Origin of the sequence: Pseudoalteromonas sp. JSTW, assembly GCF_013423925.1 — a bacterium.
GTDB classification, from domain to species: Bacteria; Pseudomonadota; Gammaproteobacteria; order Enterobacterales; family Alteromonadaceae; genus Pseudoalteromonas; species Pseudoalteromonas lipolytica.
Map to the genome: position 1 here is coordinate 1,193,309 of NZ_CP058972.1, position 19,704 is coordinate 1,213,012.

The following is a 19,704-nucleotide window of genomic DNA, read 5'->3' on the forward strand; positions in this document are numbered from 1 at the left end:
ATTTGTATCAAAACCCTGCATAAAATTTGAATAATAATCCTGCATAGTCTAATTTTAGATCATCTCACATCGTTGGTGATGATTATGATAAGGCGTAAACTAAAGCACTCCAGAGTCAAGAATCTCTATAAGTTTGCAAGTCAAAAGATTAATGCTACTTGTTTAGTTGAGTCATCTTTAGAATTCGATGCATGCTTTCACTTTGAATACTCTCGTGAAATTAAAACCTTTGAAGCACAACCGCTAGGGTTTGAATATGAGTTTGAGGGTAGAATTTGCCGTTACACGCCTGACTTTTTGATTACGCATGATGAGAACTCGCAAAAATTTATTGAAATTAAGCCTTACAGTAAAATAGCGAACCCTGAATTTAGAGCACGTTTTGCGCAAAAACAGTTGATTGCCAAAGAACAAATAGGCATTGAACTAATATTAGTCACCGACAAGCAAATTTGTGTTTATCCCGCCTTAGACAATTTAAAGCTGCTCCATCGTTATTCGGGATTTCAGTCTTTAACCGACCTTCAGCTTTCCATTATTCAGTTACTCAGCCAGTGGCGAAAACTGACTATTCAAGATTTGGTGAGGACCCTGAAAGCCTCCATTGGTGAAGTACTTGCCTCTGTATATCGTTTATTGTCTCTAGGCAGTGTTAATTCAGACTTAAACACAGAACTTACTTTAGAGTCGGTGATTTGGGCTGATGAAGTTTGAAGACGAGTTTAGCTTTGAAGAAGCACCGCAAAAGTTAGCTGAGACCGCTAAACCGGAAGAGCATAAATATCAAGATCGTGATTTAGAATCACTACCCAAGGAAGTGCAGGAAGCTACACTTGCTCGACTTAAATACGTCAAGTGGCTTAAACAGCGTTTAATTGGTGGTTGGACACAAAAAAACTTAGTGCCACTACTTGCTGAAATGCCTGAATTTCAAGGACAAGAAAAACCAAAGTGGCGCACGGTTGCTGGTTGGCACTCGGGCTATATTAAAGCTGAAGAAGACATTCATGCTTTGATCCCAAAGTATCACCGCAAGGGCAACCGCAAACCTCGCACCGATACAGACAAATTTTTTGAACTTGCTCTTACTCGTTACCTTACGAAAGAGATCCCAAATGTTGCATCTGCACACCGTTTTTATTGCGACCAAATTGTTTTAGAAAATGACAAGGTGCTAGGTGAGCCACTAAAACCACTCACCTATAAAGCGTTTAAAAACCGCATTGATAATCTACCTCAGTATGAGGTGATGCTTGAACGCTATGGTAAACGCTTAGCCGATATTGAATATAGTAAAGTGATGAGCCATAAAAGACCCACTAGAGTGCTTGAACGTGTTGAAATAGACCATACACCACTGGATCTCATTCTATTGGACGATGAGCTTGATGTGCCACTGGGGAGACCAACCTTAACCTTGCTCATTGATGTTTATAGCCACTGCGTTGTTGGTTTCTATCTTGGTTTTCAGAGCCCATGCTATGATGCTGTGCGCAGAGCTATCAGTCATGCGATGAAGCCAAAAAGCTATCTTAAAAGTATTTATCCAGAAATCGTAAATGAATGGCTATGTTGTGGAAAAATAGAAACTTTAGTGGTTGATAATGGTGCTGAATTTTGGTGCCAGTCGTTAGAGCTTGCGTGTGAAGAGGTCGGAATAAATATTAGTTATAACCCAGTTGGCAAACCTTGGCTTAAGCCCTTCGTTGAGCAGTTTTTTAAAACCATTAACGAAATGATGCTTTCATCATTTCCCGGTAAAACATTCTCTAACATGCTCGCAAGGCACGATTATAACCCGAAAAAGGATGCCATATTGCGTTTTGGCACCTTTACGATGTTGTTTCATAAGTGGATTGTTGATGTATATCACAAGACCCCTGATGCGAGATTTCGGTACATCCCCTATGAAGACTGGAACAAGGGGTTTGCTTTACTGCCTCCAGCTCAACTAACAGAACAAGATATAGACAAGCTTGATGTTGTTATGTGCATGGCTAAAGAGAAAACATTGCGCAAGGGGGGGATTAAGAATCTACATATTAACTACGACAGTGACGAACTCTCTTTATACCGTAAGCAGTACAGCTCCAAAAAGAGTATAAAGGTTAAAGTTAAAATAAACCCAGATGATCTGTCGTATTTGTACGTCTACTTAGACGCGCTAGAGCACTATATAAAAGTGCCAAGCATTGACCCCGAGGGCTACACAATGGGTTTGTCGCTGATCAGGCATAAAATCCATCTTAAGTTTCATAAAGACTATATTCAAGGCAAAGTTGAGCTATTGGGGCTTGCCAAGGCGCGGCAATTTATAGATGAGCGAGTGAAAGAAGAGGCCCGGCAGCTTAAAAACGTAGGATCAAAAATTAAGGTTACTGGCACCAAAGCAATTGCTCGGGTGCAGGGCATAGATAATACTCAAGTTAAATCCATTGCTAAAACGCCCGAAACAAAGCAAGCAGAACCAACCCCAGCTGACACTAAGCCTAAAGAAGACGAAGGTAGCTGGGATGACTTTATCTCAGATCTTGATGGGTATTGATTATGCTGACCGATCAACAAAAAGAAAGGCTAAATGAATTTCGCAATGTATTTATTGAATACCCAATAATAACCACTGTATTTAACGATTTCGACAGGTTAAGACTTGGTAAAGGGTTAGCAGGTGAAAAGCCTTGCATGCTTTTAAATGGCGATACAGGCACAGGCAAAACAGCACTAATAAAACAGTATAAAGAACGCCATTTACCGCAATTTATTAATGGAGTGGTGAATCATCCTGTATTAGTAAGCCGCATACCCAGCAACCCGACACTAGAATCCACTTTAGCTGAGCTTCTAAAAGACTTAGGGCAAGTAGGCAGCACAGAGCGAAAACTACGAATGAACGGCACAAGGTTAACGTCATCATTAATAAAGTGCCTAAAAACGTGTGGCACAGAGCTTATAATTATTGATGAGTTTCAAGAACTGATTGAGCACAACCAAGGTAAAAAACGCCGAGAGATTGCTAATCGATTAAAATATATTAATGACGAAGCGGGTGTATCAATTGTATTGGTAGGAATGCCGTGGGCAGAAAAAATAGCAGACGAGCCGCAGTGGTCATCGCGTTTATTAGTGAGGCGGCAGCTGCCTTATTTTAAGTTATCAGAAAATCCAAAGCATTTTGTACAACTAATAATTGGCCTAGCCAACCGCATGCCATTTACCGAAAAGCCAAATTTAAGTGAGCAAGCAACAGTATTTGCTTTGTTCTCATTATCAAAAGGCTGTTTTAGAACACTCAAATACTTTTTAGATGATGCCGTACTTTACGCATTAATAGACAACGCGAAAACCCTCACAGCCCAGCATTTAGTTAAAGCATTTGAAGTACTGTTTCCTGATGTATCAAACTTATTTACCTTGCCCGTTTCAGAAATCACAGCCAGTGAAGTCGAGCGCTATTCACTATACAAACCTGAAAGCGACCAAGACGAAGACCCGTTTATAGCGACTAAGTTTACTGATCGAATGCCTATTAGTCAGTTGTTGAAGAAGTGAGCTGCGAAGATGTAAAAGCATTAATGTTTAACTTTAGCTTGTTTAAATAGGATGACATTAAAAATTAATAGCTTTAATTCACATACTAGTTTGCATTTAGCAAATAAGAAGCTGTAAGGAGCCTATGGAAAACTACATAAACTTAAACAGAGCTTAGTTTATTATCTGTGATACATTATTAGTACTAGCGTTTGAATGTTTTATATGGAAATTCTTATGTACATCAAAAAGGTAACAATCAACAACTACCGCAACTTTCGATCTTTTGTAGCCCAGCTTCAGCAGCTAACAGTTGTCATTGGTGAAAACGATACTGGTAAGACGAACTTTTTCACTGCACTTTCATTACCGTTAAGCGGCAACCAAATAGACTTCAACCATAAGCGTTTGAGTGTTTCTGACATTAACAAAGATGCTGTTATTGATTTTTTGACGTCTGTAGTTAATGAAGAGGCAGAAGAGAACCAACTTCAGAAGATCCCTAAAGTATCAGTAACCGTTGAGTTCGCTGATCCGAAAGATGCTTATGAAACAGCACTGTTGGCTAAGTGGATTGTTGCGGGTGATGAAGAAACTTACAAAATCAGATATGACTTTAAGCCTAAAAGTGACAAGGACTTACTTGATCTCGTGAAGAAATCACTCGCTGGTAAGACTTTGGATGATATTAACTGGTTTACTCTACCCGTTGAGATATACGACTACCAAATAGTATCTGTGAACAACGAAAAGCCTATCGCATACAGCGACTTAAAACATGTCAGCGTCCATAGTATCAATGCCGAGCGAGATGACTTCTCAGAAAGCAGCTCAATGAAGTCTAATAGTATCTTCACAAAGCTGCTTATGAACACACTAGACGATGACGACAAAGGTCAGATCAACACAGCCTACTCTGAGTTCTTTAGTGCTATTGAAAAGACTGAAACATTCGATAAAGTCATTGGAACTAATGAAGACTTTGAGAATTACGACAGTATTATCAAACAGCTTGAGTGCACTCCTAACCTGCCTAACTTGAAGAACATTTTATCGAACATCACTTTGAGATATGGTAATGAATTTCTGTACCAAAAAGGCTTGGGACAACGAAACCTGATCTATATACTCATTCTTTTTGCTTACTACAAGTCATGTGGTGATACATTTAACTTATGCTGTATAGAAGAACCAGAAGCACACTTGAGCGTTAACAATCTTCGTTTAGTTAGAGACTTTATTGAGAAAAGCTCAAGTAAAAGTGGATCGCTTGTACAAACTATCATTTCTTCCCATAACCCATCGATTATCAATAAGTTGAAGATCTCTAATGTCTTGGCTTTCACGGGTGAGAAAGCTATTAGTCTGTCCGATACTCCAACTAAACTAGTGAACTACCTAAGAAAGAGACCTAATTTCGACATTCTAAAGTTGCTGTTCGCAAACAAAGTCATTCTCGTAGAGGGGCCGACTGAAGAAATGCTGATCAGCACTTATTTGTCTAAACAGCCAGCCCTCAGCGACATTGATATTATTCCGATCGGTCAACGTGGTTACGCCACTTTCTTAGATATATGGCTCGCCTTGAACAAAGATAACCAGAACAAAAAAATTGGTATTATCCGTGATTATGATAATTCAGATGCAGCTAAAGCCAGACACGATGCTTATGACACTGCGCACGCGAACGTCACTGTTAGAACAACGACAAATTACACACTTGAAATTGATTTAGTCGAAGCAGAAGATAATTTAGCTTTGCTAAATGGTCTATTCAAAATGGATGGCGGCCTAGACGAAGTCTCCGGTCACATGATAGATGGTAAAACAGCAAGAATGCTTGATGTCTGTGATGCGATGGTTGATGAAGAGAAACCACTGGATATCAAGTTGCCGGCCCACATCGCTGAGATTATCAGGGAACTGTCATGATAGAAATACAGATTGCTGGTGCAGGTGCTGGGAAAACTTATGGCTTAGCAAAAACTTTGATAGACCATACCAAAGCTTGTACTAGTCACAAAAAGACATTTGCACTGACATACACCAATACTGCAACAGCAAAGATAGAGCAAGAGATAATCAAACAACATGGCTTTATTCCATCGAATCTCTATATACAGACAGTACATAGCTTTTTGTTGAATGAAATCATCTATCCATTTTCATCATTTACTCTTGGTGACGTCTATAACGATACATCAATAATGAGCTTACCTCCTCCGAAGTACAAAAATAGCCTTTTTGCACGACTAAGAAAGATGAATGTTATTCATGCTGATAATGTATACAATATTGCCAAACAAATAGTTGATGAAACAATTAGCAAGCACAGTAACAAGGCTAAGAAAGCAAAAGTCCGCAGACTATTGGCTATTCTAAAGAGTTGCTTTGATAAGATATTCATCGACGAAGTCCAAGATTTAGATAAAGATGCACTCCGCTTTTTCGAGGTTCTAGGTAGCAACGATATTGACATGTATATGATTGGAGACCCGAAGCAAGCAATCAAGTTCCCCCAAGATCTTGATACTTTTGTCAAAACAGTAGCCCCAAAAGAATACGCGACCATACTACCGATCAACAATCAAACCAGACGAGTACCCACAGAAATTCTAGCAGTTTCAAATAGCTTCTGTTATGAAGAACAGCAACAAGAGTCGTTATCAGAAGTGATTGGGGAGCTTATGTTTATAGAATCAACAGATGAACGCTACGACAAGGTACTAGAGGGTTACATAGCTACAAAACAACTTGTTTGTATCGAAAAAAAGAATGGTCGCTATACAACTTCGTCTAAACACAAACAATCATTTCCACGAGACATTGAGGAAATGATTCGTGAGTCTAATCACAAGAAAGACAAAATGCTGTTTGTGAAAGCTGCTTTTATCGACTTTATGAGTAATGTCACCGAAGTCGGAGCTAGAGTAGCTATTAGCAGGCTAAGATCTCGACACTCATTAACTTTTGATAAATCTCACTTCGCTCAGCTATATGAACTTTGCGACAAGCTCAAAAACGATGATGTGCAGTATACTGTCCAAAGTATTGAGTCTATTAAAGGGTTGGAAGCAGAAACCTGCTTATTAATACTAAGCCCCAATACGCTGAAATATTTAACAAAAGAAAAACTTAGCCAAGCTAGTCACTTCAATAAAGAATGGAAAAAAATCTATGTAGCCCTTACCCGAGCGAAAAAAAGGCTAGTGTTAGCTTTGGATCATGAGCTTTTGGCTGGTTATGATATGGATGCAGTTCGCGATTCTTTGGGCGCATTGGGATTCGTCAATCATGATTAAGCACCAATCTAAATCACTTTATCTAGACGAGTGTTAGAGCTACCGGTCGTCGATCACTCATTTGAGCCTGTCAGGCGAAGTTCAAATCAATTCATCTAATCGTTTTCAGATGGTTCTTTACAATTTATGAATAACTCTCAAAATACTCGAGAGACGCTCTTTTCACTAGCTTTGCTTTTAGTTGAGCTTGTTGTAACTTATGAGAGCTAGGCTCAGGAAATGATAACCACTTATAAGGGTAGCTTCCTTTTCTAAACAACCTGCAAAGTACCGCAGAGTTAGGCACTGGCTTAAAATTACGTAACGCATTGTCACTAAATGGGAAGAGTATGTATAGCTTATTACCTTCTTTTCCTTTTTTGCTCAGTATTTGACACGTCGCCAATATATACTCATTAGTGTCTATAATTACATTGAAGTGGTTGAAGCTCCAAGATTCAGCATTGAGCACTTTCGCTTGTAATTTGTACTCTCTGGCCCCGATAAATGTGGTAAATGGCAGCTCTTTTGCGGGTAAACCAATAGTGTTATTTCTAGTTAAGTTATTAATTGCTTGCTTGGTTACTTTCTTTCTACGTTCAACTTCTTGCTCTAATGCTCGTTGGGCAGCGATCCGTTCAGCTTCTATCTCTTTTTCTATCTCATTTTTGAGTGCATCATCACACCAGCTATAAATCCAATTTGAGTAAAGCTCTATATTACGAAGTGCATCAATGACAGTTTCTATGGGCTGCTCAATGAATTGAGATAGGTCGACTTCTAATGTTGGTACTTTATTGTTTTTTAGAAAACTTACTTTCTCATCGCTACATTCAGCAGTGACTTTAACTTCAATGAATATTCTTCCCAGCGATGTTTCCAGTTCAACATCCATTTTGTATCTATCTAACGGCGACTCTACCGAGCCTCGTAGTATTTTGACGAGTTTTGGAGGTCGTACTTTGGTTTTACTCATGTGTTTACATCTAACGGAAGGAAGTAATATTTGTTCTTGAGCGACTAGATATTCTTGCGCAAACCTGTGTAGAGCTGTCATTAAGCAGGATCGTTTCTCAGGCTTTGAGGTGTGCGCAAATGAGTGTGCTTTTATTTTCCCTCCATTGCGTGCAATTAAAGGGTCATTACATGCGATACAAAAACAGTTACATGCTTTACCATTTTTGACGTTATTTATTGAAACAACCTTTCCAGAAGCATCACTAGCAAAAACAAGCATAAAATCCCTTTTAACTCATAAATATATAGTTTAAGACATTACTAATTAAGTGTACATTTAAAAACTAAAATATCCTTAGTACACTTGTGGGTTGGATACTAAGAGAATCTTAGCAAGATATAACTTATAGCTAAGGTTCTTATGGAAACTCCCACACCTTTACGCCTAAAATCTGCAAGAAAAGCAGTTGGCCTTACTCAGCAACAGCTTGGTATGGCATTAGGAATGGAGCCAAACACGGCAAGTGCTCGCATGAACCAATACGAAAAGGGCAAACACGCTCCTGATTTTTTAACAATGAAACGCATCGCTGGAGAGCTAGATGTACCAGTCGCTTACTTTTATTGTGAAGAAGATGTTTTATCTGAATTAATTTGCGAGCTTGGAAGGTTGAGTAGTACTGACCAAAAAGAATTGTTAATGAAACTTAAGGAAAAGTAAATGTCTACAAAATGTAAACCTAGTAATGAAAACCAAAGTGGTGGTAACCCAAGTGATGGTAAACCAAATAAATCAGATCTATGGGATATAATTAAACGCTATGATTCGTACATTGCCACAATTAATTTTAAAAGCGGTCTAATTACAACGTTTAACTTTGGTGTTTTTGCTGGCTTGTTAGTTAAAGCCTCGGAATTACTACCTGATTCAGGATTCTATTTGTGGGCTATTTCTTTAAACCTAGTTCTAATAGCCTTGTGTAGTATGCTTAGTATTTTCTTTGTAATGAATAGCATAAAACCCAAGCTAGATAGCTCGAATAAACCTAGTTCTGTTATCTTTTTTGGTTCAGTGGCTGACTCTGATCGAGTGGATTACATAGATAAATTTAAAAGCACGGATGCGGATGCCTTTTTAGAGGATATTTCAGGACAAGTTCACGAGGTCGCTGTCATCACTAAGAGTAAATTTAATAGCTTAGGTAGAGCAACGAAAACCACTAAGGCAAATCTGTATCTATTATCAATTCTTTTCATATTAATAGTTTCAGACACATTAGGGATCACATTATGTCAAAGCTAAAAGGAGCCTACGGGTCAGTAGAAGAAATTTTAAAGAAAAGTTTTGATAGAGAGAGAAGCTCATCTAAGCTTTTTGAAAGTGTTCAAAAAGGAAATAGTTTTTCATTAGACTCATTGAGTTCTGAAAGCTATCAAACTGGCCTAGAAGCGGCTTCTTCTATCCTAAGTAGCAACAAGCAACTACCACAAGAGCAACAATTTGGAATACAAGAGAGTATTCGGAAAGCTTTTGGTAAAAAGGGGATAAAAGAATCAAAAATAGGTGGGCATCCTGATTTTGATTATTTAGCTGACACTGATGCACTAAAAAATGGTTTTAATGTCTCGTTATTTATAGATATTAAAGGTTCGACTAAATTAGGAGTGACTTATTCTGCGGAAACAGTTTTTTTAATCAAAAATGCAATTATCAGGGCTGCTATTGAGACAATCCAAGCATTTGATGGTCATGTACACAGAATTATGGGTGATGCCGTACTTGCTTTTTTTAGAAGTAATAAGAAGGCTAGAAATGCTGCTATTGATGCTATTAATTGTGGTACTTATATAGTTCAAGTGATGAATGAAGTTGTAAAGCCATATTTTGAAGATCAAGGTATTGAAGATGACGTTGGCATTCGAATAGGTATAGATTATGGCGAAAAAGAAAATGTTATATGGGGTATGTATGGTTATTCAGGAGCTTCTGAAGTTACAGCCACATCTTTCTATGTTGATATTGCAGCAAAGTTACAGCAAAGAGCTCCTAAAAATAGAGTTCTATTGGGGCAATCAATTAAAGAGTTATTAGATTTACCTGAAGATATTTTGGAAATAAGGCATGTTCAATCTAAAGGCGAAAGGGTAAAAAAAGAGTTTGTTGAACCAAATTATCTAGATGCTGATGGCAATCGAATTAATTACAAGCAATATTTACTCAACCATGAAAAATATGTAGCTTTGTTACCAAGCCCTGCAACAGACAATTTTTTAGAGAATATAAAAATAACTGCATGCTTAAAAGATAATAAGAGCGCTCCAACAAAGTTTACTTACTTTCCATGTGCAGAAGTAATAAAGAAGTCTTTAGGTATAGACTTTAAAGTTAATTTTAAGCTGCCTCAACAAGAATTAAACACTGAAGTCTTTGTAAAATTTAGAGTGAAAAATACTGGTAATGAAGCCAAAGAAGCAGCTGAAAATTCGGGTAATCATGAGACACTTGTCCTAGCTCAGACTCTTGATGGATGTAATTTTAAAGCAAAGCAATGGGAAGATGCGCGTTATCTAGGGCTTCACTTTATGTATGTTTCTGTCTTAGATAAAAATAAAAAAGTTTTATTGGGGGAGGAGTGCTTTGGAATTTACATTGGTGATCCTCTTTTAGAAATTGATTAAGTATTTAATTTTGACTATCGAATTAATTTAACCTAAACCTAAACCTAAACTAAGATTTTCTTAGTTTAGGTTGGCGATGCATTTTTTAGTTCAAACAAAACCTTTCCCAGATGAGGCGCTTGAAAGCTATTTACTAAGACTTGCAAGGAATAACTCATACCATGGCTATAGTGAGCTTGCTGATATTTTGTGGCAATGGCTTGCAGAGCAAGATCATGAGCTCGAAGGTGCATTGCCGTTAGAGCTAAACAAGGTTGATGTTTATCATGCTAGGCAAGCAAGTAGCTTTAGAATAAGAGCACTCAAGTTAGTAGCCCAATTAGCAGATGTTAATGCTGGTGACATTCTTGAGCTTGCATGTCGGCGCAGCAACTTTAAATTTGGCAACCTAGCAGCAGTAAGCCGTAATGAACTGACTATTCCCCTCGAACTACTTCGCACTGAGAACATACCTGTTTGTATTGAATGCTTGTCTGAGTCTTCATATATTCCTTTTTATTGGCATTTAAAGCCCTATAAAGCGTGCCATAAACATAAAACACAATTGACTACACAATGTGGTGAATGCCATAACTTAATTGATTACAGAGCTTCTGAGGCGCTTTTAGAGTGCGGTTGTAGCTGTAAACTAACCTGTAGTGAACAGTTAAACGATGCAGACTTTAAAATTGCATCTGCGCTTGTAAGTAATAACAGCCAAAAAATTGCGGGGTTAATATCGTGGTTTGCGAAAGTTAAACAACTTGATGTAGGCGATGCAGACTTTAATCGAGCTTTTGTTGATTACTTTAGTACTTGGCCTGATGGGTTTACGGCTGAATTAGATTTACTCACAAACAATGCGCGGCTCAAACAACTTAACCCTCTTAATAAAACTAAGCTCAACTCAGTTTATGCCGATTTGATCCGTGATGCTCAAAGAGCCGCAACAAGTAACCGTAAAAACATAGTTCTTGATGAGATTATTAATTACTTTGTCGAATTAGTTGATAGTAACCCTAAATCTAAACATCCAAATATTGCTGATTTACTGCTTTGTACTTTTGATACCGCAGTATTATTAAACACCACCACAGAGCAGGTTTATAGGCTTCATCAAGAAGGCTTTTTAAACTGTGCTTACCCACAAAAAAAGCACGAACAGCTCAGAGCTGATAGCCATGTATTTTATTTACGTCAAGTGTTCGAGCTACAGCAAGCATTCGCAGCTGAAAGACCTCAAACAAAAAAACAATTTATAGCGCCGTGGTAATTTATGAACTTACAAGATGCATTTGCAATTGAATCACCAAAAGAAAAAACCACAACACTTAGAAAATTGTTTGCGCCATATACACCTCATGTTGCGGTAGATGGCCTTGAAGAACAAGCGCTGACAGTGCTCATTAACCTAGTTTATAAGCGAAGTGAGATTGATGATTTAACAAGTGTAAGAGCCGCTAAAAGTGTATTAGGTGATGAAGTACTATTTAGTAAGTGCATTAACGAGGTTAAATGGTTTCATACTCATAATTTAAAATACCCCGATATACGCGTAAGCCATCAGCGTTTAATTAGTAAGGTTGTAAGTGAAGATATTGCAGGTATTTGCAGTCGGTCATTACCGTTGAGTTTTGGTTGGTCGCACAACAGTGCTGAAATTAATCATGCAAAGCTATTTTTAACCTCATTTATTTGGCAAGGTAAAGTGACTTGTTTAGCAAAGTTATTAATTACTGAAGAGCCAGTTTGGATTGATTTAATCAGAGCATACGGGTACACAAAAAAGGTGGTTTTAGACATCGCGGGTAAAATAAAACAACAATTGCCTGTGGCAGAGCTCCCATTGGAAATAAGCTCTTTTTCAATACAATTACAAATGCCATACCTGCAATGCTACCTTGCGGTTACGCCTGTAGTAAGTCACGCAATGCAAGCTAAAATTCAGCAACTCACTACAGAGCGTAAATTAAACTCTGGTCTAGTTGAGCACTCAAGGCCAGCCAATGTAGGCGATTTAGCAAGCTCAGTTGGCGGGAATATAAGAGTGTTGCGCTACTTCCCTAAAACAAATTCTAAGGCTGTTAACCGCTCTAAAGTAGCCAATAATGATATTGAGAAAGCATTTAAAGTTCGTGCGCTATTAAGCAGTCAATTTCAAGAGGCACTTTTGGTGCTGGTAGGTATTAAGCAGTTTAATACGTTAAGGCAAAAGCGATTAGCGCGAGTCGCTGCTATTAGACAAGTACGTGTTAGCTTGCAGTTATGGCTTGATAACATTCTTGAAGCTAAAAATAACGTTCAAGAGCAAGCTTACCCTGAGTGGGCAAAGCATTACTTAGATCAGACTATTACTAACTGTATTAGCCAATTTAGTAACATATTAAATGAAAGCCTCAGTTCTTTGAGCAAACTTAAACGCTTTGCGTATCACCCTAACTTAATGGGGCTGTTTAAAGCGCAATTAAACTATGTATTCACTCACTGTGCAGCTGAAGAAGAAACATTAAATGATGAGCAGATAGTGTATGTACATTGCCAAGATATGCGAGTGTTTGATGCTGAGGCAATGGCTAATCCGTATATTCAAGGTATGCCGTCACTTACTGCTTTAAATGGGCTTGCCCATAACTTTGAGCGTAAGCTAAAAAACTTTATAGACCCTTCAATTAAGTGTATTGGCAGTGCTATTTACATTGAAAACTATCAATTACATACAGGTAAACCATTACCTGAGCCGAGCAAGTTAAAACAAGTTGTAGGGCGTAGTCATGTAATAAGATCAGGAATTATCGATAAACCTAAATGTGACATAACACTCGATTTAGTATTTAGGCTTTTCGTACCAAATGAAGAGATACTTAATAAGTTAAATAGCCAGCTTATAAAGCCCGCACTACCATCTACTTATGCGGGCGGGACTATGCATCCACCTTCGTTATATCAAAATATAGACTGGTGCCGTTTATATACTAAGCCTAGTGAGCTGTTTAAAGATTTAAAGGCAAAACCGTCAAATGGCAGTTGGTTGTACCCTTCAAAAAAAGTAGTCAAAAGTTTTGAACAATTGATAGATGCCCTTAACGGGAACTTTAATTTAAGACCTGCTGCAATTGGCTTTGCTGCGCTTGAAGAGCCCGTAAAGCGAGATGCAACATTACATGAATATCATTGTTATGTAGAGCCCGTAATTGGGCTTTTGGAGTGTGTTATCAATACATCAGTAAAGTACGCAGGCGCTAAGCAGTTTTTTCATGACGCATTTTGGGTTATGGATGTTCAAAAAGAGTCTATGCTTATGAAAAAGTCTAAGTTTGAGTATGAATAATGCAATTACCTCGGCACTTAAGTTACACGCGCTCACTCTCACCCAGTAAAGCGGTTTTTTTTTATAAAACACCGGAGTCTGATTTTGAACCGCTACAAATAGAGCAAAATAAATTAGTTGGGCAAAAGTCAGGGTTTAGCGATGCGTATCAAAAGCAAAGTGTGGCTAAAAATTTAGCGCCACAAGATCTAGCTTTTGGAAACCCTCAAACAATTGATGTGTGCTACGTGCCCCCAACAGTAAATGAGTTATTTTGTCGTTTTTCACTCAGAGTTGAGGCTAATAGTAATGAGCCTCATGTTTGTGATGACCCTAAAGTTATTTATTGGTTAAAACGGTTCTTTGAAACTTACAAAAAGCACAATGGCCTTAATGAAGTTGCGATTCGCTATGCTAAAAATATACTGATGGGCAACTGGCTTTGGCGTAACCGTCAATCACCGAATGTTGATATTGAAATTCTCACAGAACATTCAGCCCCAATTATTGTTGAAGGTGCACAAAAGCTAAAATGGCAAGGCAATTGGCAACATAATCAAACAGCATTAATAACGTTATCAGAGGCTATTCAAGAAGGGCTTAGCAACCCTCAAAATTATTGTTATTTAGACATAACCGCAAAAATTAAAAATGCATTTAGCCAAGAAGTTCACCCTAGTCAAAAGTTTGCAGATAATGTTGAACAGGGCATGTCATCTAAACAGCTTGCTTACACCCAAATGGGTGATAAAAAAGCAGCATGTTTAAACTCACAAAAAGTAGGGGCTGCGATTCAAACTATTGATGATTGGTATGAGGGAGGTTACAAACCTTTACGCACTCACGAGTATGGCGCAGATAAGCAAATATTAGTTGCACATAGAACACCTAAGAGCCATTCAGACTTTTATTCATTACTCCCGCGTATTGCTTTGCATATTAAGCACATGGAAAAGCATGGTTTAGATCAAAGTGAAGAATCAAACGTGATTCACTTTATTGCAGCAGTGTTGATTAAAGGTGGCTTGTTCCAAAGGAGTAAAGTTTGAAGCGCTATTATTTTACTATTACCTATTTACCCAAAAATTGTGATGTAAGCCTTCTTGCAGGCCGTTGCATTGGCATTTTGCATGGGTTTATGAGTTCACGTGAAATTAGTAATATAGGTGTGTGTTTTCCTAAATGGAACGATCAAAACATAGGCGAGCAAATTTCGTTTGTATCGACAGATAAAAAGCAATTAACCAACTTATCTCAGCAAAGCTATTTTGAGATGATGGCTCATGATAAGTTATTTTACTTATCAAAAATATTCGAAGTACCAACAAACCAAAGTGATGTAATGTTTGTTCGCAACCAGTCAATAGCTAAAGCATTTGTTGGCGAAAAGCAAAGGCGGTTAAAACGCGCTAAAAAGCGAGCTGAAGCGAGAGGCGAAGTTTACACTCCTGAATATAAATTTGAGGCAAAGGACATAGGTCACTTTCACTCAATACCTGTATCAAGCAAAGGAAACGGGAATAATTTTATACTTCATATACAAAAAATTGAAAAAGCTGAACCCATGCATAATCACTTTAACAATTATGGCTTTGCTACTAACCAAGAATTCCAAGGAACAGTTCCAAATTTAATCCCCTTTTAATTTTTCAGTTAAGTGAATTGTCTGAAAATCAGAGGGCTAAGATATTTATCTAGAAAGAAGGTAAATTCTAAAAAAGTTAAGTAAGCATTTGGCATAAATAGGAATTATTACTATTGTTTATAGTGTACTGCCGAGTAGGCAGCTGAGAAATCAGTCAGGGTTTTGGATCTGGGAAGATAAAGGTGTACTGCCGAGTAGGCAGCTGAGAAAAGGCCGGGAAGTTAGCAATCACAGCTGATAACAATGAACTGCCGAAAAGGCAGACTTATGAAATTCTTTAGTCAATTTTTACGTAAGTGAGTTCTAGATGAATGTCCTTCAAAGAGCTGAAAATAGATTTGACTTTCTATCTATCGTGTCCGAAGAGAAAGTTACGAAGTCTTCAGATCCACTTTCCGAAATTGATTTTATTCATAATGGTGTTACCAAAGCAGGTGTTTTAGCGCTTGCTGAAACGTTGCATTGGGATAAAAAGCTTATCGCAGAGAATTTAGATATAACTGTGCATTTTTTAATGCGAAACAAATCTAAACGATTAAACAAGCACCTTAGCGAAAATGTACTCGATATAGCAAGGTTAGCACAATTTGGTGTTGAGTATTTTGATAATATTGACAGTTTCAACTACTGGCTAGATAACCCTTCAATAGAGCTAAATGGTGATTCACCTCGCAACTACATGAATTCAATTCTAGGTCGTTTATTAATAAAGAAAACAGTAAATAAACTACGATACGGATATACAGTATAACCAAACGCTCAGAAAGGGAAATGGGTCTCGCGCCTTGCTTTTAGTATTTTACTTTTGAACCTCTGTCAGTAATATTTAGGTCAACCTAAGCGAAGAAAGAACTAAAGACACTAAATACCAAGCGGAAATATTCACTAATTTACGCAGAGTGGCTTATTTGAAATGTTTTTGGATTCAGCACTAAATGTTTGATCTTTAGTGGCTGTATTATATTAAAAATGAACTGATACTTAGTTTGCTACCCTCCAAAAGTTCATCAGAAAGAGAGGTGGCTCTATTTTACCAACTTATAGAGTAGGCTTGTTTTAACTTCGACACTTGCTAAAGAGAAAGCAATGCTCTAACTCATAATTGCCCCATTACGCGTTAACGTAAATACTCTAATGGCAGCTGTGGGGGCGAACAACGGACCTTGCTGCTAACCTCAAGGAAGCAAATCAATCCCAAACTGCTTCAGCAATAAAGAAAACAGCCAAAAGCAAATTACAGTTATTAATGAGCTGATGAGTAACGATAGCCAAAAACTGTAGCGCTGCATCAGCATGGGGAAAAGTAAAAACATGGGCAATGTGGGAAGTACATACCAAAAAGTGTACCAAGCATGATTGGCTATTTTCTCTGACGGCTGCTTTTCAACATATAACCAAATCATGGCTAAAATTGTGACTGTCGGTAACGCCACTATTAGTGCGCCTAGTTTATCATTTCGTTTTGCTAGCTCTGATGCCGCGACAATGACCGTAGCGGTGATCAAATACTTAGTTATTAGCCAACCCATATAATGTCCTTAAATGAAAAAACCGATTGCCTATCGGTTTTTGTTGTGACAATATAGCCAACGAATTAAATAGAGTAAAGTGTTATGCAGTTAGGTGAACTAGAAAAGTTAGTGCTTCAACATTTCTGGAATGTGAAAGAAGCGGATGCAAAGCAAGTACATAAAGTACTGGGGTTAGCTCGTGGTAATTCGTTAAATACTATCCAAAGTACGCTTGATAGGTTATTTAAAAAAGAATTACTTAAACGCACTAAACAAGGCCATGCGTATTGTTATTCAGCCAGAGTCGATCGTGAAGGCTTAATTGCTCAACTTATTTCAAATGTAACCAGTGACTTTGTTGATGATGGTGAAAATAGCTTAATTGCTGCGTTCAGTTCTGCTTCGGCACAGCTTAATGACGAACAACTCGATACATTAGAAAAAATGATCGAGAAACAACGCCAGCTTAGAAAGGAGCGGGCTTAATTATGTTAGTTGGAGATATGGCAATCGTTCTAAATTTGCTCAGTGTTTCAGTGCTTGCATTTGTGATCGGTATTGCAACTGTTGCTGTCGTATCTCGTTTTGTGTTGTTCAGACTCAAACAAGTCAGTTTTAATAGTCAAAAGTTTATATTGTGGTCACTAGTGAGTGCACCTTGGTGGATAGCCTTTTCTTGTATTAGTTACTTTATGCCTTACTCGTTAGGGTTTGATAAAGTTTTTAACATAAGCTGGTTCGAAGATTTTGCCCATTGGCACCATATCGATATTTTTAGCTTTTCAAGTTGGCACGCGTTAACCTTACTTTTAGCACTAATCTATTTAGCTTGGCGCGTAACTAAGACTACCTTTGTTAGAACCAAACAGTCCATCGCATTATCGAGTTTACTAAGCTTTACTGATGCACAAGATGCTAGGACGACTAATGGCAATCAATATTTATTGATGCCTGTTAAAGTGCCTGTTGCCTTTACTACAGGTTTTATATCTCCCAAGATATATGTATCAACCGGACTACAAACCCAAGTTAGCGATGAACAACTTAATATCATCGTTAATCATGAACTGGCCCATGTAACGGCAAGAGATCCGTTATTTAAAGTGCTTTTCACGGCACTTGCCAGCTTCTATCCGCCACGTATAAAACAAACCCTAATCGAGCAATATGTCTTAATGACGGAAAAGATAGCCGACAATGAGGTCACTAAAGAATACGACCATCTTGATATCGCACAGACATTAATTGATGTCGCTAGACTTCAAAAAGCACTTCCTACGGATTGCGATCAGGCGTCTGTTAGCTACTTCGGACATGATTACACGAGTCTTCGTGTTGAGGGGCTATTGAATCCAATTAATAAACCGTCACTTACTACTATCATCATTACTCTAGCATTATTGGCAACTATGCCAGTACTAGCGGCATCCACTGTCGATAGTTTTCATCACTTTATCGAAACTTTTTTCATCCATTAATTAAGGATATGGAATGAGATTTAATCTTTATAAAAGCAACGGAAAAAAACCGATCGGCAATCGGTTTTTGGCTGTTGGTCTAGTTTTAACAACGGGGGTTAGTTTAGTAACATCAACCCCCTCTTTGGCAAACGCGCAAATCCAGCAGCAATCACAGTCATCACATCAGGTTATAAATTTAAGCAAGGCTGTGACCATGACTCTAGAAAGTCATCCTGAGCTAAAAGCCTTGATAGCTCAAGAAGCTGTGTGGCAAGGTAATATCGAGCAAGCAGGCATTGGAGAGCGTCCTCAAATAGGTTTAATGATTGAAGATGCGTTAGGGACTGGTGAGCATAGTGCATTAAAAAGTATGCAATCAACGCTCACATACTCTTGGTTGCTTCAACAAGATCAAATTGATGGCAGAGTTAATGCGGCAAAAAGCCAAGCAAGTGCAGTAATAGTCGAGCAAAAAATAAAAGCCCTTGATTTATCTGCGATTGTTGCTAAACAGTTTGTTGAAATCTTGATAAAGCAAGAGCGCTTGAAACTCAATCAATTAGCGGTATCTCAGGCACAGGAAGTGGTTGACGCTATTGCCAAAAGAGTAAAAGCAGGCAAAAGTTCTAATGTCGAAATGCGCTTGGCTCAAGCTGAGTTGGTTCGAAGAAATCTCGCTGTCGAAGATTTAGAGCACGAATTGAAAGCCAGCCATTATCAACTGTCATCCTTATGGGGTAAGCCTCAGGCAGAGCTTAAGTTAACGGGAAATTTAATGCTTAAGCCAGAAATTCCATCTGTAGAAAGCCAACTAAACAAGCTTAAGCAAATCCCGCAAATACAGCAGTTCGCTAATGAACAACGTATCGCCCAGTCTCAAATGGAACTTGCACGTATTGAAGCCAAACCTCAGTGGCAATTCACTGCTGGACTAAGACGATATGAAACGACCGATGATTTTGGTTTAGTGGCCGGTGTCTCTATTCCTTGGGGAAGTGAAAATAGAAATGCAGGAACAATGGCTGCCTTACGCGCAAAACAAGATGTTCTGGCAAGTCAGCAACAAGCCCTAATGCAGAAACTCGATGCGCAGCTCTATGTGCTATTGCAAGAAATGGCACATTCCCATCATGTCATTGAAACGATTCAATTAGAAATAATTCCCGTACTAGAAAACGCGTTGACGGAAGCCGGTCAAGCATTTGATATCGGTAAGCTTAGCTACAACCAGTGGAGTGATATACGTAGAGAGCTGCTCAGCGCCCAAAATCAGTTACTTGATGCTTATCAATCTTTGCATTTACAACATATTGAAATTCAACGCCTAACTGGCGTGCCCGTTAGTGATAGCGAGTAA

18 protein-coding genes are annotated in these 19,704 nt (G+C 38.3%); 16 read left to right on the forward strand and 2 right to left on the reverse strand.

Translation table 11 applies throughout. The annotated features are described in order from the left end of the window. The first annotated feature begins 84 nt into the window (after positions 1-84). The 5 genes from GZH31_RS05520 to GZH31_RS05540 all read left to right on the forward strand — a co-directional run bounded on the left by GZH31_RS05520 (position 85) and on the right by GZH31_RS05540 (position 6,830). The gene (locus GZH31_RS05520; RefSeq protein WP_062566899.1) at positions 85-714 is read left to right on the forward strand and encodes a TnsA endonuclease N-terminal domain-containing protein; all 630 of its coding nucleotides are present in this window, start codon (positions 85-87) and stop codon (positions 712-714) included. Continuing rightward, positions 704-2,545: a Mu transposase C-terminal domain-containing protein gene (locus GZH31_RS05525; protein WP_062566900.1), complete on the forward strand. Its 1,842-nt coding sequence runs from the start codon at positions 704-706 to the stop codon at positions 2,543-2,545. The genes GZH31_RS05520 and GZH31_RS05525 overlap by 11 nt, the downstream gene beginning before the upstream one ends. A 2-nt stretch (positions 2,546-2,547) precedes the next feature. Next, positions 2,548-3,549 (forward strand): TniB family NTP-binding protein, encoded by a 1,002-nt coding sequence (locus tag GZH31_RS05530; protein ID WP_062566901.1) that lies wholly within the window; start codon positions 2,548-2,550, stop codon positions 3,547-3,549. A 195-nt stretch (positions 3,550-3,744) separates the two neighbouring features. Further along, a complete protein-coding gene (locus GZH31_RS05535; RefSeq protein ID WP_218977103.1) occupies positions 3,745-5,460 on the forward strand; it encodes an ATP-dependent endonuclease in 1,716 nt (571 codons plus the stop codon). Continuing rightward, positions 5,457-6,830: a UvrD-helicase domain-containing protein gene (locus GZH31_RS05540; protein ID WP_180311459.1), complete on the forward strand. Its 1,374-nt coding sequence runs from the start codon at positions 5,457-5,459 to the stop codon at positions 6,828-6,830. The genes GZH31_RS05535 and GZH31_RS05540 overlap by 4 nt, the downstream gene beginning before the upstream one ends. Before the next feature lie 124 nt (positions 6,831-6,954). Here the strand turns inward: GZH31_RS05540 and GZH31_RS05545 are convergent, their stop codons facing one another. After that, positions 6,955-8,046 (reverse strand): hypothetical protein, encoded by a 1,092-nt coding sequence (locus GZH31_RS05545; RefSeq protein ID WP_180311460.1) that lies wholly within the window; start codon positions 8,044-8,046, stop codon positions 6,955-6,957. Between the two features lie 141 nt (positions 8,047-8,187). Between GZH31_RS05545 and GZH31_RS05550 the strand changes: the two genes are divergently transcribed. From GZH31_RS05550 to GZH31_RS05585, 8 genes are all read left to right on the forward strand, one after another. Next, positions 8,188-8,487, forward strand: coding sequence for a helix-turn-helix domain-containing protein (locus tag GZH31_RS05550; RefSeq protein ID WP_062566905.1), 300 nt, complete (start codon positions 8,188-8,190; stop codon positions 8,485-8,487). Then, complete coding sequence (locus GZH31_RS05555; RefSeq protein ID WP_062566906.1) at positions 8,488-9,069, forward strand: Pycsar system effector family protein; 582 nt, start codon at positions 8,488-8,490, stop codon at positions 9,067-9,069. It begins immediately after the preceding gene. Next, positions 9,057-10,445 (forward strand): adenylate/guanylate cyclase domain-containing protein, encoded by a 1,389-nt coding sequence (locus GZH31_RS05560; protein ID WP_062566907.1) that lies wholly within the window; start codon positions 9,057-9,059, stop codon positions 10,443-10,445. The genes GZH31_RS05555 and GZH31_RS05560 overlap by 13 nt, the downstream gene beginning before the upstream one ends. Before the next feature lie 76 nt (positions 10,446-10,521). Continuing rightward, on the forward strand, positions 10,522-11,697 hold the full coding sequence (locus GZH31_RS05565; protein ID WP_062566908.1) for a TniQ family protein: 1,176 nt from the start codon (positions 10,522-10,524) through the stop codon (positions 11,695-11,697). Positions 11,698-11,700: 3 nt separating this feature from the next. Beyond that, on the forward strand, positions 11,701-13,752 hold the full coding sequence (locus GZH31_RS05570) for a type I-F CRISPR-associated protein Csy2 (RefSeq protein ID WP_062566909.1): 2,052 nt from the start codon (positions 11,701-11,703) through the stop codon (positions 13,750-13,752). Next, positions 13,752-14,780, forward strand: a complete 1,029-nt coding sequence (gene csy3 / locus GZH31_RS05575) for a type I-F CRISPR-associated protein Csy3 (protein ID WP_062566910.1) — start codon at positions 13,752-13,754, stop codon at positions 14,778-14,780. The genes GZH31_RS05570 and csy3 overlap by 1 nt, the downstream gene beginning before the upstream one ends. Continuing rightward, positions 14,777-15,376 carry a type I-F CRISPR-associated endoribonuclease Cas6/Csy4 gene (gene cas6f, locus GZH31_RS05580; RefSeq protein WP_062566911.1) on the forward strand — a complete coding sequence of 200 codons (600 nt, stop codon included), beginning with the start codon at positions 14,777-14,779 and terminating at the stop codon, positions 15,374-15,376. Before csy3 ends, cas6f begins: the two co-directional genes overlap by 4 nt. A gap of 307 nt (positions 15,377-15,683) precedes the next feature. After that, entirely contained in the window at positions 15,684-16,127 is a 444-nt protein-coding gene (locus GZH31_RS05585; RefSeq protein WP_062566912.1) for an MbcA/ParS/Xre antitoxin family protein, read from the forward strand. 424 nt (positions 16,128-16,551) lie between these two features. Here the strand turns inward: GZH31_RS05585 and GZH31_RS05590 are convergent, their stop codons facing one another. Then, positions 16,552-16,905 (reverse strand): DUF3147 family protein, encoded by a 354-nt coding sequence (locus GZH31_RS05590; protein WP_028834937.1) that lies wholly within the window; start codon positions 16,903-16,905, stop codon positions 16,552-16,554. A gap of 84 nt (positions 16,906-16,989) precedes the next feature. On the opposite strand from GZH31_RS05590, the gene GZH31_RS05595 reads away from it, so the two are divergent. Genes GZH31_RS05595 through GZH31_RS05605 form a run of 3 tightly spaced genes read left to right on the forward strand, consistent with a single transcriptional unit; the run spans position 16,990 to position 19,704 of the window. Next, entirely contained in the window at positions 16,990-17,373 is a 384-nt protein-coding gene (locus GZH31_RS05595; protein WP_028834938.1) for a BlaI/MecI/CopY family transcriptional regulator, read from the forward strand. Positions 17,374-17,375: 2 nt separating this feature from the next. Next, positions 17,376-18,365, forward strand: coding sequence for a M56 family metallopeptidase (locus GZH31_RS05600; RefSeq protein WP_062566913.1), 990 nt, complete (start codon positions 17,376-17,378; stop codon positions 18,363-18,365). 13 nt (positions 18,366-18,378) lie between these two features. After that, complete coding sequence (locus GZH31_RS05605; protein ID WP_062566914.1) at positions 18,379-19,704, forward strand: TolC family protein; 1,326 nt, start codon at positions 18,379-18,381, stop codon at positions 19,702-19,704.

Excerpts from the sequence above, each read along its gene's own strand:
- GZH31_RS05550 (WP_062566905.1), top strand. The coding sequence starts at position 8,188 with ATGGAAACTCCCACACCTTTACGCCTAAAATCTGCAAGAAAAGCAGTT.
- GZH31_RS05600 (WP_062566913.1), top strand. The coding sequence starts at position 17,376 with ATGTTAGTTGGAGATATGGCAATCGTTCTAAATTTGCTCAGTGTTTCA.
- GZH31_RS05555 (WP_062566906.1), top strand. The coding sequence starts at position 8,488 with ATGTCTACAAAATGTAAACCTAGTAATGAAAACCAAAGTGGTGGTAAC.
- GZH31_RS05590 (WP_028834937.1), bottom strand. The coding sequence starts at position 16,905 with ATGGGTTGGCTAATAACTAAGTATTTGATCACCGCTACGGTCATTGTC.
- GZH31_RS05605 (WP_062566914.1), top strand. The coding sequence starts at position 18,379 with ATGAGATTTAATCTTTATAAAAGCAACGGAAAAAAACCGATCGGCAAT.
- csy3 (WP_062566910.1), top strand. The coding sequence starts at position 13,752 with ATGCAATTACCTCGGCACTTAAGTTACACGCGCTCACTCTCACCCAGT.
- GZH31_RS05545 (WP_180311460.1), bottom strand. The coding sequence starts at position 8,046 with ATGCTTGTTTTTGCTAGTGATGCTTCTGGAAAGGTTGTTTCAATAAAT.
- GZH31_RS05560 (WP_062566907.1), top strand. The coding sequence starts at position 9,057 with ATGTCAAAGCTAAAAGGAGCCTACGGGTCAGTAGAAGAAATTTTAAAG.
- GZH31_RS05535 (WP_218977103.1), top strand. The coding sequence starts at position 3,745 with ATGTTTTATATGGAAATTCTTATGTACATCAAAAAGGTAACAATCAAC.
- GZH31_RS05530 (WP_062566901.1), top strand. The coding sequence starts at position 2,548 with ATGCTGACCGATCAACAAAAAGAAAGGCTAAATGAATTTCGCAATGTA.
- GZH31_RS05520 (WP_062566899.1), top strand. The coding sequence starts at position 85 with ATGATAAGGCGTAAACTAAAGCACTCCAGAGTCAAGAATCTCTATAAG.
- GZH31_RS05595 (WP_028834938.1), top strand. The coding sequence starts at position 16,990 with ATGCAGTTAGGTGAACTAGAAAAGTTAGTGCTTCAACATTTCTGGAAT.
- GZH31_RS05570 (WP_062566909.1), top strand. The coding sequence starts at position 11,701 with ATGAACTTACAAGATGCATTTGCAATTGAATCACCAAAAGAAAAAACC.
- GZH31_RS05585 (WP_062566912.1), top strand. The coding sequence starts at position 15,684 with ATGAATGTCCTTCAAAGAGCTGAAAATAGATTTGACTTTCTATCTATC.
- GZH31_RS05525 (WP_062566900.1), top strand. The coding sequence starts at position 704 with ATGAAGTTTGAAGACGAGTTTAGCTTTGAAGAAGCACCGCAAAAGTTA.
- GZH31_RS05565 (WP_062566908.1), top strand. The coding sequence starts at position 10,522 with ATGCATTTTTTAGTTCAAACAAAACCTTTCCCAGATGAGGCGCTTGAA.
- GZH31_RS05540 (WP_180311459.1), top strand. The coding sequence starts at position 5,457 with ATGATAGAAATACAGATTGCTGGTGCAGGTGCTGGGAAAACTTATGGC.